This window comes from Cytobacillus sp. IB215665, from assembly GCF_033963835.1.
GTDB lineage: Bacteria > Bacillota > Bacilli > Bacillales > SM2101 > Nanhaiella.
The window spans coordinates 21121-35567 of sequence record NZ_JAXBME010000018.1; the positions used below are offsets into that span (position 1 = coordinate 21121).

General features: G+C 31.5%; 18 protein-coding genes and 1 pseudogene. 16 read left to right on the top strand and 3 right to left on the bottom strand.

Annotated elements, in window-relative coordinates; all coding sequences use genetic code 11:
- Nucleotides 1-120: 120 nt before the first annotated feature.
- Nucleotides 121-777 carry a hypothetical protein gene (locus SLH52_RS18450; RefSeq protein ID WP_320210729.1) on the top strand — a complete coding sequence of 219 codons (657 nt, stop codon included), beginning with the start codon at nt 121-123 and terminating at the stop codon, nt 775-777.
- A 41-nt stretch (nt 778-818) separates the two neighbouring features.
- Here SLH52_RS18450 and SLH52_RS18455 read toward each other — a convergent pair whose 3' ends face one another.
- Entirely contained in the window at nt 819-1400 is a 582-nt protein-coding gene (locus SLH52_RS18455) for a plasmid stabilization protein (protein WP_320210730.1), read from the bottom strand.
- Between the two features lie 51 nt (nt 1401-1451).
- Nucleotides 1452-1640, bottom strand: a complete 189-nt coding sequence (gene hfq, locus SLH52_RS18460) for an RNA chaperone Hfq (protein WP_320210731.1) — start codon at nt 1638-1640, stop codon at nt 1452-1454.
- Between the two features lie 246 nt (nt 1641-1886).
- On the opposite strand from hfq, the gene SLH52_RS18465 reads away from it, so the two are divergent.
- The 8 genes and pseudogenes from SLH52_RS18465 (at nt 1887) to SLH52_RS18500 (ending at nt 9723) form a co-directional block, all read left to right on the top strand.
- Complete coding sequence (locus SLH52_RS18465) at nt 1887-2789, top strand: GIY-YIG nuclease family protein (RefSeq protein ID WP_320210732.1); 903 nt, start codon at nt 1887-1889, stop codon at nt 2787-2789.
- Nucleotides 2790-3559: 770 nt separating this feature from the next.
- Nucleotides 3560-4705: a hypothetical protein gene (locus tag SLH52_RS18470; RefSeq protein WP_320210733.1), complete on the top strand. Its 1146-nt coding sequence runs from the start codon at nt 3560-3562 to the stop codon at nt 4703-4705.
- A gap of 747 nt (nt 4706-5452) precedes the next feature.
- A pseudogene (locus SLH52_RS18475) lies at nt 5453-5620 on the top strand (transposase); the annotation flags it as partial.
- A gap of 111 nt (nt 5621-5731) precedes the next feature.
- Nucleotides 5732-6811: a transposase gene (locus tag SLH52_RS18480; protein WP_320210734.1), complete on the top strand. Its 1080-nt coding sequence runs from the start codon at nt 5732-5734 to the stop codon at nt 6809-6811.
- Nucleotides 6812-7084: 273 nt separating this feature from the next.
- Nucleotides 7085-7450 (top strand): hypothetical protein, encoded by a 366-nt coding sequence (locus SLH52_RS18485; protein WP_320210735.1) that lies wholly within the window; start codon nt 7085-7087, stop codon nt 7448-7450.
- Between the two features lie 512 nt (nt 7451-7962).
- The gene (locus SLH52_RS18490) at nt 7963-9237 is read left to right on the top strand and encodes an AimR family lysis-lysogeny pheromone receptor (RefSeq protein ID WP_320210736.1); all 1275 of its coding nucleotides are present in this window, start codon (nt 7963-7965) and stop codon (nt 9235-9237) included.
- Nucleotides 9224-9394 (top strand): hypothetical protein, encoded by a 171-nt coding sequence (locus SLH52_RS18495; protein ID WP_320210737.1) that lies wholly within the window; start codon nt 9224-9226, stop codon nt 9392-9394. Before SLH52_RS18490 ends, SLH52_RS18495 begins: the two co-directional genes overlap by 14 nt.
- A 176-nt stretch (nt 9395-9570) precedes the next feature.
- Nucleotides 9571-9723 (top strand): hypothetical protein, encoded by a 153-nt coding sequence (locus SLH52_RS18500; RefSeq protein ID WP_320210738.1) that lies wholly within the window; start codon nt 9571-9573, stop codon nt 9721-9723.
- Nucleotides 9724-9752: 29 nt separating this feature from the next.
- Here SLH52_RS18500 and SLH52_RS18505 read toward each other — a convergent pair whose 3' ends face one another.
- Entirely contained in the window at nt 9753-10238 is a 486-nt protein-coding gene (locus SLH52_RS18505; RefSeq protein WP_320210739.1) for a helix-turn-helix transcriptional regulator, read from the bottom strand.
- A 147-nt stretch (nt 10239-10385) separates the two neighbouring features.
- On the opposite strand from SLH52_RS18505, the gene SLH52_RS18510 reads away from it, so the two are divergent.
- From SLH52_RS18510 to SLH52_RS18540, 7 genes are all read left to right on the top strand, one after another.
- Complete coding sequence (locus SLH52_RS18510; protein WP_320210740.1) at nt 10386-10643, top strand: helix-turn-helix transcriptional regulator; 258 nt, start codon at nt 10386-10388, stop codon at nt 10641-10643.
- Between the two features lie 195 nt (nt 10644-10838).
- Nucleotides 10839-11051: a DUF2197 domain-containing protein gene (locus SLH52_RS18515; RefSeq protein ID WP_320210741.1), complete on the top strand. Its 213-nt coding sequence runs from the start codon at nt 10839-10841 to the stop codon at nt 11049-11051.
- Nucleotides 11051-11827: a hypothetical protein gene (locus tag SLH52_RS18520; protein WP_320210742.1), complete on the top strand. Its 777-nt coding sequence runs from the start codon at nt 11051-11053 to the stop codon at nt 11825-11827. The genes SLH52_RS18515 and SLH52_RS18520 overlap by 1 nt, the downstream gene beginning before the upstream one ends.
- Nucleotides 11828-11877: 50 nt before the next feature.
- Nucleotides 11878-12555, top strand: coding sequence for a helix-turn-helix domain-containing protein (locus SLH52_RS18525; RefSeq protein WP_320210743.1), 678 nt, complete (start codon nt 11878-11880; stop codon nt 12553-12555).
- A gap of 436 nt (nt 12556-12991) precedes the next feature.
- Entirely contained in the window at nt 12992-13402 is a 411-nt protein-coding gene (locus SLH52_RS18530) for a hypothetical protein (RefSeq protein WP_320210744.1), read from the top strand.
- 172 nt (nt 13403-13574) lie between these two features.
- Nucleotides 13575-13877, top strand: a complete 303-nt coding sequence (locus SLH52_RS18535) for a hypothetical protein (RefSeq protein ID WP_320210745.1) — start codon at nt 13575-13577, stop codon at nt 13875-13877.
- Nucleotides 13874-14416, top strand: coding sequence for a metal-dependent hydrolase (locus tag SLH52_RS18540; RefSeq protein ID WP_320210746.1), 543 nt, complete (start codon nt 13874-13876; stop codon nt 14414-14416). Before SLH52_RS18535 ends, SLH52_RS18540 begins: the two co-directional genes overlap by 4 nt.
- Nucleotides 14417-14447 lie beyond the last annotated feature (31 nt).

The window sequence follows — 14447 nt, forward strand, 5'->3', positions numbered from 1 at the left end:
TAGTTCTAAAAAACCAAAGAAGTAAGGAAAATTATTTAAGGTTAGATACAATAGTGTTTCTGAAGATCTTATATTTTTAATAATCAATTTTATTAAAGACAAATGAAAGGAAAGATGAACATGAAAAAATTAACTGAATTAACTCTTGCTGAAAGAATGGAACTAATTCTTGATCTATCTTGGAAATTATTGATTACTTACATTCATAATGGGAAATTAAATCCACCTAATGAAGCCTCCTTGCAACGTTATTTTGAGCGAATAATAGAAAAATATGGTGAATTACATTGTTACTTAGAAGAAGAATCATTTCATATTAACTCTCAGCATCCTATTCAAAAGCTTAAAGGACTAGATAGAAAAATAATAATAGATATTACTTGTATTTTAAAAAACCATAAAACCGATGAATGCGTTAAGGGAGCAATTGAACTAAAGCATACAACCAAATCTGGTGATCCAACTGATACTGGAAGAATATCTTCGTATCGGGACATTAAAAGACTAGAAATATTAAAGCAAGAGGGAGGGTTTAATGTATGTAAATTTCATATGTTGGCTAATCGAAGAGCGTACACTGATCCTAGTTCAATCGGTACTACTGGGGAAGATTTTCCTATTTATAATGGATATAAAATTGAACCAGCAAAAGTGTACAGAACAGAACATTCCAAGGAAGGTAAAGGTAAAGAGTTTACATTTAATAAGCCGTATACATTTAATTGGATTATGAGTGAGCCACAAAAGCGATTATATTTTCTTTCAGTCGATATATAAATGTACTTTAATATAGAGGAGTTAAGTAAATAGTCGGTCATTTAATACTTTACAGGTACTTTGGCAAAATCTCTTTCTTTTGCAGCTAGAAAACGAGAATACCCATCTTTTAGCATATATGTGTTTTTATCTATGGATATAGGCTCATCAATCGTACCATTATTATCAATATAAGCTATCTTTTCAGCCAATTTCTCTTTTCTAGGGGCCGTTTTCTGAAAATCATCAGGTATCGTAATCTTTCCAATATCCTCATATGCTTCAGTGCCAGCTGGGGCATTTTTTGGTATCGCTTCAACCTCTTTTTTATTTTTCGGTTCAAGAACTTGAATTTGAAAGCAAACGACACCAATTTCACCTGGACACTCATCCATAGGGACGTTAAGCGTAGGTTCACCCTGAATTAATAGCTTGTGATTTTGAAAGTCATCTTGTTCAATTTTTAGTTTATTAAATTGCTTTTTGTTAATAAAAACTGTATAGTCAATAAACTCAGAAGAAGGTAACCCTTTCGGAGCTTGGGGAGATCCGTTCTCTTTCATATCGAAAGTAAATACATCTCTATTTTTCATTTTTCGTAGTTCACTAGTAGCCTTTCCAGTTAGAGTTATCTTATGCGCCATTTATGTTCCTCCATTCATTCCTACTATACCAATTCTATATTAATAATATCATCATATTATAGTAGAAATACCACTCTTATTAATTAATTGTTGTTTCCCTTTGACATCAACAAGCACTGTGAAGCTATCATAGGAGATTACTTTACATTTGATCGGCACTCCATTTGTCGTGAAAATTGTACATAAGAATTGATTTTCTTTTAGCTTTTTCAATAAGTTATCTTGAATTTGTATGTTCATTTTTTTACTCCTTTTAAAAAAATATATGTAATGAGGCAATTACCGAATCAATAAAAGAGGCATTAATTACTGAAGTAGTTATAAAACATTCAGCTCCGTAGCGATATACTGTATCTCATAAAAATTTATAACAAAAATTCAACAGAGAAATAATATATGTTTCTAGTCACACTTGGAAATTTATTAGATATGAGTGTACTATCTAAACCACCATCTGATACTACTAAATTTGAAGCAGGTGAATAAATGTTTAATTTTAATAACTTAAAAAAATATAAAGAAAAAATTGGTGTATATCAAATAAAAAACGTTGTTGATAAAAAAGTGTATGTAGGATCTACTGTTGATTTGTATAGAAGGTTGAAGGCTCATTATAATGAATTAAAAGGTAATAAACATAAGAATGGCTATCTTCAAAATTCATGGAATAAGTATGGAGAAATTAATTTTATTGTTGAAATATTAGAAATTGTTGAAAAAGAGGACTCAATAATATCTAGAGAACAATATTGGATTGATAAAACTAAATGCTGCGATAGGGATATTGGTTACAATAGAAGGGTAATTGCTGAAAGTAATTTAGGCATAAAACAAACAGAAGAAGCTATAATGAAAAACAGTGAAGCTAAAAAAGGGATGAATCATCCTCGAAGAATTGTTGATATTGATCAGGTTAAAGAAATTAAAAAGAAATCTAATTTAGGAATAACAACAAGAGAAATTTCCAATGAGACAGGAGTTAGTATCGATATTATAAATGCAATAAGAAAAGAAAAATCTTGGTCTGATGTTGAACCAAAAATTATAAAAAACAAGTTAAGCTCAAACAAAATATTATCTAAAGACGATGTAATAAAAATAAAAAGAATGTTAAATAGTGGAATGAAAACAAAAGATATTTCTTTGATGTACAGTGTATCTCATAGGACTATAAGTTCTATAAAAAATGGTTTAATTTGGAGTAATGTTGGAGAAGAAATAACGATTAATAAGAAAAAGAAAAGAATGTCTGTTGAAGATGCTAATAGAGTAAGAGATATGATAGATAAAGGATTGTCTGATAAGGAAATATCTACAATTTTTAAAACTAGCAAAAATAGTATTAAAAGTATGAGATATAGGCATTTGAAAAATAAAGGTAAAAAATAATCTAAATAATATTAATGAAATATAAATGCTGTGATAATGAAAGTAAATAAAATATACGTGGTGGGATTTGATATTTTGGATAATACTTTTGTTTTTTCCCGTGACGATAATAGTTGAACCGACCTCATAACGCTTACCTCAATGCCTTCATAATTCAAAGAAAAATTTCTAGGATTACCTTATCAATCTACAATCACAAAAATAACCAATAAAAAATTTAACTACTAATGTGATTTAAACGATCGTTTATTTTCAAATGGTAATATTCTGTTACAAATAAAAAATTACTAAATTTATATTTTTGAGAAGATATAAGATAAATACTGTAATGAAGCAGAAAATAGGAGTTTGATCGCAGGTTTACGTGGGTGAAAATTAACAACAAATTGGTATATTAAAACAATTTTTTATTTAAACTTCACAGAATTTTGTATTATTCTAGTAAAATTGTGTTTGCAAAAATGTTCCGATAAGTATATCATAGATAACAAGAGAATAGTTCGGATAAATGAAAAAGAACTTTCCCGACTGTTACAGAGTGCGCCAACACTGTGTAACCGTTAAACCGTAACCACACTACGGTAAAACACTTGTTAGAAAAGTTAGTTTCATGTTTCAAGAAATATTAATTTCCTCTCTATTTTAATATTTTTTGAAGCATTTATCAAGCTTTTTATAAGAACAATGTTTTACCAATTTTCGAGAAATCTCGAATGTACGGATGGTAAACCATTGTTCTTTTTCGTTTCCCAAAAAGGAGACGACTGAATATGCAGAATATGCAGAAGTATAAGGTCAACGGTGTCAAATTCTTTTTCGAAGACCTCAAAATGATGAAACGCGAAGACGAATTAATAGGGTGCAAGACTGCTAGTAAATTAAACGCTTCAGCTAAGGCTGTATTTATTGATCTTCATTTTGAAGTAAACGATCTTGGATGTACATCAGAGGATTTTAAGATTAAAGATGCTGCTAAGAAGTCAGGTTTAAAAAGTAGTACATATTATCAAGGCTTTAATTATCTCCGTGAGCATGGGTACATAGAAGAAGTAGTTGTAGGATATAAAAGTGTCTATCGCATTAGAAATTATGCATTATATAACCAATCACAAGAGGAACAGGTTACAAATTCGAAAATTCCATTCTCATATTTTCGGATTCCTTATATACTTCGTGGTTCTACAGTTCTACCAGACCTAGTCGCATCAAGCGATTCAAGAGGTATTACATTACTACTAGAATGGCTGAACGGTCTTACTAGAGAGCTAAGTAAAAGATTTGAAAAAGTAGATGAGTATGCACTTTCCCGCCTTTTTAACAAACTGAAGGAGCGATTAAATCGAAGTGCAAAGCGTGTTAGACAATTTTTAGAAACTATTAAACCAGTTTTAAATATTGAAATGAACGGTGTAAAGGAGCGTAAACCAAAAGCAGACCGTGTAGCAAGGGTGCGGAAATCCATTACTCAAGTAGTATGCAAAAGCATCTCAGTTTCATTTAATGAGAGCTGCGTACAAATAAATGATGATTATAACAAAGTCCGAGAGAACGAAGCGAAAATGAGAAAAGAAACGCTTAATAAACTATACACGTTAAATGTTGCATTAAAAAAGCGGGACAAGCGTGATATAGAAACGGTATATAAACAAGAAGTGGTAAAAGTGGCCAAAACTATTGTAAGTGACAAATCACGGTACTACTTCATGGTTCAAACCACGCAAGTAGCTCTTGAAGAAATAGAGGAATATATTAAAAAAACATCTAAAAAAATCAATAATATAGGTGCTCTATATAGAACTAAGCTACGAGCTGCAGTTGAAGACTGGCTAAGCAGGCGTGACATCGAATATATTAATGATGATCAAGCTGTTGGGTCCATTGATACAAATTTTTTCAATGAGATACTCACCGGGTAGAGAAAAAATCGTAATATAATGAATTTCTCCTTCAGAAAAAACGTAGTAATGGAGGGGTATTTAGCATGTTTAAAATTTAAACACACCATAAAACATGGGTTTTACCTTTAATATAATTAGGGTAATTTTACAAATACAGCTTATATTAACAAAAACAGGCTGTATTTTTTTGTTCATTAATTATGTTAGATTACTTGTTAATTATTAATAATTCTATTTAAAACTCTTGTGAATTGTTAATAGTAGTTAAAAAGGTTTGTTAACTGTTAGTAATATTTTTTCTCCATTGTTAACACTGTGGGTATTGTATATTGAACCTTGTGATGAACCTCTGAAACCCTTGTGGCTCTAAGGGTATACTATGTTTAAAATTTCCCTCTATCTATATATATTGATTACTTACTACCTTTATATCCCTGACTTATTTATATATACAAAGATTGATAACTCCTACTTAAAAAAATGTATTTTACTTTTATTATTGTTTTTTAAAAAAATAAATGGGAAGATAAAAAAGGTATCTATTAAAATAAGGTCTATTATTTGTATATGAACTTGAAAGTAGAAGATAGTAGGACAAATTAAGTTAATATTCTTACACATTTTCAAGTAAGGTAAGGGAAATCCCACTCCTTGAGGTGTCGGATGATAGTGGGTCAGATACGGAGTAGCTTTTGCTAAATTAAGTATCTGAAATGCTCCGCTACATTTGTTGCAGTAAAACATTGAAACTAATAAAATTAAACTATGGAAGCATATAGAAGAACCCAAACTACTGTTTCATTAATTAACTATCATTTTGTTTTTTGTCAACGGTATAGACTAAAGGTAGTCCTTCAAACAAAGGTTGAAGAACGCTTTAAGCAGCTAGTTCAAGAAATATGTGATGAATTGGATATTCAAATTGTTGCTATTTAGTGAGATAAGGATCACTCTCACTTAATTCTTAATGCTTTGCCAACTTTAAGTCCGTGATATAAACAATTAAGAGATACGTTGAACAACAATAAACACGGGGGTGAAACCGTGCCACAAACAATCACTGTAAAAATAAAATTGCTTCCAACGAGAGAACAAGTCGAAATATTAACCAAAATGAGTTATGAATATATCTCTACAATTAATACACTCATTTCAGAGATGGTGGAAGAAAAGAAGAGTACAAAGAAAACAAGTAAACACTTAGATTCTTTTCTCCCTAGTGCTGTGAAAAATCAAGCCATTAAAGATGCGAAAAGTATATTTTCCACTAAGGTAAAGAAAAGTAAATACAAGATCATCCCTACCCTTAAAAAGCCTGTTTGTGTATGGAATAATCAAAACTACTCTTTTGATTTTGAACATATCTATCTGCCGTTAGTGTTGAACGGTAAAGCTAAAAAAGTACCTGTTCGTTCTTTATTGATAGATAAAGAGAATCGTAATTTTGATTTATTAAAACATAAGTTGGGTACACTTCGTATCACTAAGAAATCAAACAAATGGATCGCGCAAATTTCTGTCACTGTATCTAATGAATACAGGAATGGAACAAAAGTAATGGGGGTTGATTTAGGTTTAAAAGTTCCTGCTGTAGGTGTAACAGATAATGGAAATACTAAATTCTTTGGTAACGGCAGAAAGAATAAATATGTTAAGCGTTATTTCAGAAAGAAAAGACAACGCTTTGGCAAGGAAAAAAAACTACACGCCATTCGTAAACTCAATGATAAAGAACAACGATATATGAAAGACCAAGATCATAAAGTTAGTCGTTCCATTGTTAATTTCGCAATTGATCATCAAATTTCTGTCATTCGTATAGAACAATTGACGAATATTAGACAGACGGCAAGAACAAGCCGTAAAAACGAGAAGAATCTACATACATGGTCTTTTTATCGTTTAGCACAATTCATTGAATATAAAGCGAATTTAGCTGGAATTAAGGTTGAGTATGTGAATCCATCCTATACATCACAAACTTGTCCTAGTTGTTCTAAGCAAAATAAAGCCAAAGACAGAAAATATAAGTGTGCGTGTGGGTTTGAAACACATCGCGATAGAGTTGGTGCAATGAATATTCGTTATGCACCTGTGATTGATGGTAATAGTCAATCAGCCTAAGATGCTATAAGCACTGTCTTAGGAAGGGTAATGGCATACCCTAATCTTGAGGACATACTCTGATAGCAGAAATGCACTTCGGTTTAATCACTCGAGAATCCCACTGATTCCTTAAGGTATCAGATTGCCTCTTTGGGGTGGGAGTGTCAAAACAAGAGAAGAGGGGACATACAGCATTGCTTTAGAACATTAAAAATCGTTTATCTGTAATAGAGAAGTCCCTTTCTTCATGAGACGGGCCATATTCTTGAAGAAGAGAGGATAGTATTACACATGGAGAACGTATCAAATATAGATAAATTAGAATCAATAAAATCATTACAATCGACAATCAACAAACTAGAAAATGCCTTATCACAAATGACTCTGAAAGGCGCAAATACTACTCTAGTAAAGAAACGGCTCAGAGCTGTTTGCATCGGATTAGCTCTACTAGAAAACGTTTGGTATCAAAGACCTCATCATTATACCCAAATTGATTTAGTGGAAGCAAATGATGTTCTTGCAAGTTTATTCCCATCAATTAAGAACAGTTATGCTAAGTCAAAGGCAGGTAGTCCTCAAAGGACTCTTTTAGAAAGAAGGATTAAAGCATTGGAACTAGCTGTTCAAGCGATCGAGAATCTTTCCAATGCATAGTTTAAACACACTTTTGTTATTCAGAAGGGCCCTTTAATGTAAGTAACTAAAACCTAATTTCTCACTTATAATAGCGAGAAATTAGGCTTTTTTGTATATTTGTATAAACTTATCTTGTATATCCGCATTTTCCTGACGCTACCCCTATTATAGATGCGGGTTTTTCTTTAGAAAAAAGTAACTAGTAAACTTGTTTCATGACAGCTGGAATACATGTTAATTCAAATTAATTACTAAATTGAAAATATAAATATGTTTATAGCTTTTTCCGAAAAACAGAGGAAAAAGGAGATAAAGTAGTATAAACACCTAAATATGCCGATTAATCACAAAATAACAAATATTGTAGTCAAATAATTATATGTTAAAATGTAGGTCGAATATACCATGGAATATTAAGACATCAGAACCATAATTTATGTAGAATCTTGTAATTATATGTCGAAATTCGTTGGCTATGGAATTATTTTAAAATTTTAATAGATCGAAATATCAATCAGGAAGTGATGCAAATGGAAATGGTTCTAGATAGGAAAGTTTCAAAAGCAGTTTCTATTATAATGAATTTAATGGAAAAACATGGTATTAAACAAGTGGATTTAAGAAATGCTACTGGATACTCAAAGAGTTTTTTCCATAACCTTTTGAACGAAAGTAAACATTGCAAATTTCCAATGGTACTAAATGTTGTACGGACGATAGACAATATGGCTGGTATTTCAAAAGAAAAAACGATCATGTTGGAGTATATCGATACATTGACAAAACCAGAGTATCTGGTAGATGCAATGGACTATTGTGATCGGAATAATTACTTAAAAGCTCTTAGAACGTTAACAGAAAGAGCGCTATCTTATAAAAAGAATCCACAATTACAAGAGTGGGGGGTTCTTTTTAATATAAATTTACAACGAAAAGAAGAATTCAATAGAATAACTAAATTGAAAAATAATGCTATTAATGGTAACATTATTGATGAATCGAAATATATAGAATTAAGAAATGAAGTAATAAAATTTAACACTACCACTAATGGGACATACATATACAAGCAATTAGTGCTAGCAAATATCTATGATAATATGGCATGTTTTAATGATGTTTATAATACACTAGCTGGAGTGGAGAACTATATCACTTCTGATATAGAAGCGTTTTCAAGCGAGTCATATTATTATAGAATCCATGAAATGATGCAATCATATTTTTCAAGAAACCAGTGTAATTTTGATGAGGCAGAAAAACACTCCGACATACTAATAAATTCAAATTTCAGCTTAAAATTTATCGCTTCGGGTTGTATTATTATGGGAGAATCTAACATGTTTAGAGATCCCCAAAAAGCTATATATAATTTTGAGAAAGCCATAGAAATATATAAACAAATTGGTATGGACGATGTTGCTATCTTAATGCACGGGAAAATAGAAGTAACCAGGATTTATTGGGGAATAGAGGTTGCTCCTGATACAATTTATCATCAACAAAACAAAGCGTATTGGTTGATCAAGCAAAATAGAAATGAAGAAGCCTTAGAAATTCTTGATCTACTTAATGCTAAAAATAACAGCGAGGCTTTTCACAAGTATTTACTTGGGCTTGCAACAGGTGACATTATGTATTTGTATATGTCGCTTGAAATATATATAAAGCGAAATGGGAACAGATTGTTTGCTATGTTACCTCGCGATGCACTACTAAGCGCTGGTCAAAACGAGTATGCCGTAAATGCAATTTACTATCAGGAAATCTATCAGGAGGTGAAAAGGACAAATGAAAAGAATTAAGAATCTCTTATTAGCTTGTTCTGCATTTGTTTTAGTGATGAGTGCAACATCTGTGAGTGCAAGTACCGATCTCGACACGTTTGAATTAAAAATTAAAAAACCAAAAGATGAAATCATCATGAAAAGCGGAGGAGACGATCCTCATCCTACAGGTTGATAACTTCATAAATTAATCTTATGAATCATATTTGAAAGACGATACCAATTGGTGTCGTCTTTCGGCATTTATAAGAAAGGTTTCTATTTTCAAGATATTCGGGAAAACGAAACCTTTGCGCGCAATTACACTTGAATAATAGATGAAAATAATACAATGAATGGAGAAGATGCGGTATGAAACAATTCGTATCAAATGTAACAGAAGAAGAAAAAGAGTTAATACCCAGCTTGAATTTAATTTTGGAAAAACAAAATGAAAGTGAAGAAGCGTCTAGATTGTTGAAGAAAATTTATGAGGTTTGCGCAAAAGAACCCGCACTATTATAAGGTGCAGGTTCTTTTTTCTATTCAATTGATTAATCATTTTTTTTCATGACAGCTGCAACATAACCTCTAGAATAATTTAATATCTCTTTTGTTAACTCTTTTCTATTGTCTTTATCAAGTGAACCTATTAATCTTAATAGTTCATTTGCATCGTGATCATCAACAAGAACATTATTATTACTATTAGTGGGAGTAACCTCAACGGCACTAACAGGATTAGATTTAATTGGGGTATTAGTATAAGCTTCATTAGAATTTGAATGATCCGTCATCAAGTAATCGACTGTAACATTATAAAAGTGAGCCAATTTTAATAGTTCTTCAGGTGAGAAAGAGTTAACACCCATTTCTTTTTTTCCATAGGACACCCTACTTGCACCAATGTAACTAGCAATTACGTCCTGAGTTGCATCTAAACCATCCTTTTTTCTATTCAATCGAAGATACTTTGCGTTTTTTGCCAGGATAGGCTTAATACTATCTAGTTCCTGAATGGTATCTTTGGTTTCATCCATCACTATAATCACCTCTATTAAAGTTTTAATTAATAATTTTCATAAAATAGCAAAAAAATACAAGAAAAAGTTTGATTCAGATAACAAAAAGATATATAATGTTACTAAACGTTTCTGTTAGTATCTTAGTAACAAAAGGATGTGATTATGATAAAAACATTAGCTGTAAAAGAAACGAGAAAACACATGCCTAGATTTTGGCTTAAAGAACTAAGAGTGCAAGCTGGTGTTACACAAAAAGAAGTTGCAGTTGAATCTGGTATTGCAAGATCAACATACAGTCAGATAGAGCTAGGAATCAAGACTCCATCAGTCCCAAAAGCGAAGAATATCGCTTTATTTCTAGGTTTTCCTTGGACTTCATTCTATGAAACTGAACCACAAAATAGCCAAAATGTAAAATAAAGTAAATAATAAACGAGCGTTCATTAATAAAAATGAAAAAAAAATATACTCATAAAGCTAGATTTGAGCAGTACACACATACTTAATTTATCACATTTTACCTACATAATGCAATGAAACAGTAACAATTTAACATTATAGTAATAATAGATTCCTAATAGCCTGTGTTAGAAATGAGAAAGGAGCCGAATCGTTGTGGAAAATAACAAAAAGGAAAGGAAATGTACAGTAACCGAAGAGAATTTAACCGAACATATCAAAAAAATTACTTGTGAAGATATAGAAAACCCATTTCAACACGGCAAAACACTTGAAAAACACTTAAAAAAACAAAGAATTCGAACGTACCTCTGTAATATTAGAGAACAAAAGATCACTAAAAGTCATAAAAAGGATGTGGAGTTGTAATGTACTTTGCTGTTCATGTAAAAACTGGCTGGGAAGCACAAACAATTGAATTTTTACAACACAAAATCAAAAAAACACACTTTGAAGGTATTGCTAGTGTTTTTGCTCCCATTCTTGATGTGAAAAAATTTGTAGGAGAAGACTATTATGTAAGCGATTATAAGGTTATGGGTAGTTCCTACATCTACATAAAAATTCAAAACCTACAAGAAAATACTTTCCGAATCCCAGCCAAAATATATCATTTCATTAAATCAATTAGTAGTGTTCTTAAGGTTATGGAGTATTCTGTACCTAAAGAAGAGATTGAGAGTTTCTGTAACAATTATGGATTAGCACTAGAAGAATCAGAGGTAGAAATTAAGCTTGATGAAAAAGTGATTGAAGAAGCTGACATGGATAAAGAAAAAGCTCGTTTACTTCATGAAGCTAACGTCTCTGAGAAGGAAACACAAATTGATGAAAAGATCGAGAACGTAATAAACCAGAAAAGAACAATTGATGTTGTTCAAGAAATCATTGAAGAAGGTAAGAACAAACATCATCGCTTGCTTAAGAAATGTCGTGCTTTTATCAGAAACAAAAGAGAGACATTTAGATTTCCTCTAGCAATTTTCTTGAAAACAAGAAGAAGAATTGATCCTGAAAAGAAATTAAGCTTAAAAAAGCTAACCTCAACGGAGTTTATACTACCAGAGATTATAAAGACCTTACTGACCGAACTAAATTCAGATGGCAATGTACAAGAACAGACAAACTATGTACAAATCTCTTAATAGAAGGTTTCATTGGATTCTACCATTGTAACTAGAAAGGAGACTTGTCAATGGAATACAGAGAGGATCGGTACATACATTATCGGAATGTTCCGACTGGAGAATACAATATTGTTCCTGTCAATAGAGACGGGAAAGTATTGCATATTCAAGTGCCTATTTTTAAAAAGCAAGAGATTAGCTTTGACGAAATCAAGCAACTGAACCTTGATGATTATGGAAAGTATGTTGAGGCTTGTGCAGAAGACGTTTCTTTTGTCCATAACTATTTTTTCGATTTTTGGGGTGCAATCATGGGAGCGGAAGCAATAGCTTTGTATCTCCTTTTGAAGAGATATTGCAATAACAAAGATTATTGCTCTGTTGACATGCAAACAATTCAAATGAAGATGAAAAAAGGCAGTAAGAATAGCATAATTAAGTACTTGAATACACTTGAAAAGTTTGGGTTTATCACAAAAATCCAACGAATTGACCTAAAAAAGAACAATAGCGATACGAGTCCTTTCTATAAGATCAGACGTAACATACCATTGTTGTCCAAAGAATTAGCCGAAACACTACCTGAAAAATTAAGGATTGAACATGATGAATTTTTGGAGTCAAATAATACATCCTTAGATGAAAGCACTAATTCTGATCAAAAACCAGTCGAAATGTTGAAATCTTCACAAGTAGTTAAATCAAGAAAGAAGAAGTCTAGTGGCTATGTCCATGCTATTAGTTAGGAGTGGTTCTTATCAAACTTCATCCATTAACATTAAGTGATATGCCCTTTCTATCTCCTGTGGAATGGAGATTTAAACGGCATAAAGTCGATGGAAGAATATATTATAGTCGGGATACAAAAATGTACAGGTACAAATTGAGTCACCCCTCTTTTACTGAAGTTTGCTCTTGTGCTGAGGGGAAAACTTTTATGACATTAGAAGAAGCAGCTACTGATGCAGAAAAGTGGATTGATTTGTGGTACAGCATACAAGGTAGAGTTCTTTCTTTTGGAGTCTATTAATTAAAGGTAATGATGCGGTTTATTAGTATTGTTTCCTTTTTTTATTATTTTTTTGTCAGAAGACTTCTAGCTTCATGAGTTTGATAAGTGGGGGGTTCAGCAATGATACAGATTTACTGTGTTATTGCTTTTTTGTTGAGGGGAGGAGTAAAGTGTCAATTCCAATATTCTTAGGTTTATTTTTGGTATCTGTAGTCAGTTACCGACTAGCTTGGCATTTTCCAAAAAAAGAAAAATTATTTTGTATAATTTCCTTAATATTATCTTTTGTTAGTTTATTTCTTGTACTATTTGGAGGAATAAATTATTTGGTACAAGATAGTGGAATTACCATCATTGATGATGATTATGATGATTTAGTTAGTATATTTGTAGTAGCAGGAATTATTGTTCATTTGTTGAACTTGAAGGCTTTAATAAATGATTTGAAAAATTGGTGGAATGAGGACTTAAATACACATTTTACTTTATCGATATTAACTGCCTCAGTAATATTGTACTTTATTTATTACTTTCTTGGAATTGAACCAATTATGGCACACGGTGCATTGTTATACACATAAGCAATGATACGGATTATCTGTATTATTGCTATTTTTGTTGAGAGGAGGAAAAGAGTTGTTACTTGCAATAAGCTGTGGTGAAAATGTTAGGGATTTTTTATAGATGACATATAAAACCTAGAAATAATATTATTAGTCTTTTGAAAGCAGAAAAGAAATGGAGAGTGAAATAATGAAAAAAGCTATATTTGTATTTATTTCTGGAATAATTATTGGTATTACATTTGTTATCATATTTGGATCTTCATCGATAGAAAGATTATGGTCAGCACCTATCCCACCTAATTTAAGGTCATATATTCAATATGTTGGAGAGCCTTTATTATTCATATTACTATGCTTTTTCATCGTAATACCTCTAGTTATCATTACTATCTATTTGTTAACGTTTTTAGATGAAAGGAAGGGAACTTATAAAGAACAAGATGGTAAATTAAAGCCAGTCGAATCGAGATTTAAGAGGCTTAAGTTATGAGAGCTAAAACACATCAACTGTTTGGCGGTACATTTGGCTTAGTTGCTATACTTCTAATTCAAGGTACGGGGTATATGCCAAAAGAGAGCCTAATAGATTCGGTTATATTCATGATTTTTGTATTAATCGGAAGTCTATTGCCTGATATAGACCATTACAAATCAACAGCAGGTAGAAAGTTACCTATAGTATCACACTTAATCTACCTAATATTTGGTCACAAAACAATAACGCATACACTGTTATTTGCGGTTATTGTAACTGGTGTTGCAATGATAGTATCAATATCACTACAAATCACCTTATATCCTGCCTATGGACTGTTTTGGGGGATATTATCGCATCTGATTGGAGATATGATTGTCACAGGGAACAAATGGCATGGAGGTGTACCATTTTTTTATCCATTTACACGGAAAAAATTTAAATTTCCAGTCACAATTAAAATTAATAGCTTTAGTGAAATGTTATTAAGACTATGCCTACTCATCCTTAATGTAGGCATAGTCTTTTTATTATTTTTAGGGGGTGATTTATAGGCGGGTTGATAGCAAGATCGCACTAATTATT